The sequence below is a fragment of the Streptomyces sp. MK37H genome (genome assembly GCF_018035285.1).
In the GTDB taxonomy this organism is placed as follows: Bacteria; Actinomycetota; Actinomycetes; order Streptomycetales; family Streptomycetaceae; genus Streptomyces; species Streptomyces endocoffeicus.
This window is the reverse complement of record NZ_JAAAYH010000834.1, coordinates 1-1,513: the sequence shown is the minus strand read 5'-3', so window position 1 is coordinate 1,513 and position 1,513 is coordinate 1. Positions and strand designations below refer to the sequence as shown.

1 protein-coding gene is annotated in these 1,513 nt (G+C 72.9%); it reads left to right on the top strand.

The features are described 5' to 3' along the window. Nucleotide 1: 1 nt before the first annotated feature. On the top strand, nt 2-1,474 hold the full coding sequence (locus GWI24_RS44280) for an MFS transporter (RefSeq protein WP_210951649.1): 1,473 nt from the start codon (nt 2-4) through the stop codon (nt 1,472-1,474). The last annotated feature ends 39 nt before the right edge of the window (nt 1,475-1,513 follow it).

Sequence of the window (1,513 nt, the reverse complement as noted above, 5' to 3'; positions counted from 1 at the left end):
GCTGGCCGCGCTGGACTCGACCATCATCTCCACCGCCGTCCCGCAGATCGTCGGCGACCTCGGCGGCTTCTCCGTCTTCTCCTGGCTCTTCTCCGGCTATCTGCTCGCCGTCACGGTCTCCCTGCCGCTGTACGGAAAGCTCTCCGACACCTTCGGCCGCAAGCCCATCCTGCTCGCGGGCGTCGTGCTCTTCGTCATCGGCTCGCTGCTGTGCGCCGGGGCCTGGAACATGGCCTCCCTCATCGCCTTCCGGGTCGTCCAGGGGCTGGGCGGCGGGGCGCTCCAGGGCACGATCCAGGTCGTCGCCGCCGACCTCTATCCGCTCAAGGAGCGCCCGAAGATCCAGGCCAGGCTCTCCTCGGTGTGGGCGCTCTCCTCCGTGGCGGGCCCCGCCATCGGTGGCGTGCTCGCCGGATACGCCGACTGGCGGTGGATCTTCCTCATCAATCTGCCGGTCGGCGCCCTGGCGTTCACCCTGATCACCCGGCATCTGCACGAACCGCGGCGGCACCGGGAGAGCCGCCCCCGGGTCGACTGGGCCGGGGCGCTCGGTGTGTTCCTCAGCGGCGGGCTGCTGCTGACCGCCCTCGTCCAGGGCGGAGTGGCCTGGAGCTGGCTGTCCGCGCCCTCGCTCACCATGCTCGGCGGCGCCGCGGTGTGCGTCGCGGCCACCGTATGGATCGAACGGCGCGCCGACGAACCGATCATCCCCGGCTGGGTCTGGCACCGCCGCACCATCTCGGCGGTCAACATCGCCTTCGCCGCGCTCGGTCTGCTGATGATCGCCCCGACCGTCTTTCTGCCCACCTACGCCCAGTCGGTGCTGGGGCTCGGACCGATACCGGCCGGGTTCGTGCTGTCCACGATGACGCTGAGCTGGCCGATCGCGGCCGCGCTCAGCAGCCGCGTCTACAACCGCGTCGGCTTCCGGCGCTGCGCCATCACCGGGATGACGGCCGCCACGCTGGTCCTGGCCGCCTTCCCGCTCCTCCCCTACCCGGGCGCCGCCTGGCAGCCCGCGCTGATCATGCTGCTGCTCGGGGGCGCGCTCGGGCTGTTCCAGCTACCGCTGATCATCGGGGTGCAGTCGTCCGTCGAATGGGCCGAGCGCGGCACCGCCACCGCCTCGATCCTCTTCTGCCGCCAGGTCGGCCAGAGCGTCGGGGCGGCGCTCTTCGGCGCCGTGGCCAACGCGACGCTGGCCTCCCGGCTGGCCGAGGCCCCCGACGCCATCCGGCCGGGGCTGCCCGACGACCTGGACTCGGTCTCGCGCGCCCTGGAGCACCCCGGCGCCCTCACCGACCAGGCGGCCGACTATCTGCGGCGGGCGGTGGACACCGCCGTCGACCACGTCTATCTGGGCTCGGCCACGGCCGCGCTGCTGGCGCTGCTGACCCTGGTCTTCCTCGCCCCGCGCCGCTTTCCGGTCCGGACGGAGGCGGAGGCGGAGGCGGAAGCGGAAGCGGAAGCCTGACGGCGGGCGGCGGGCGGAGGGGGAGGCCCGCCGGTGCGT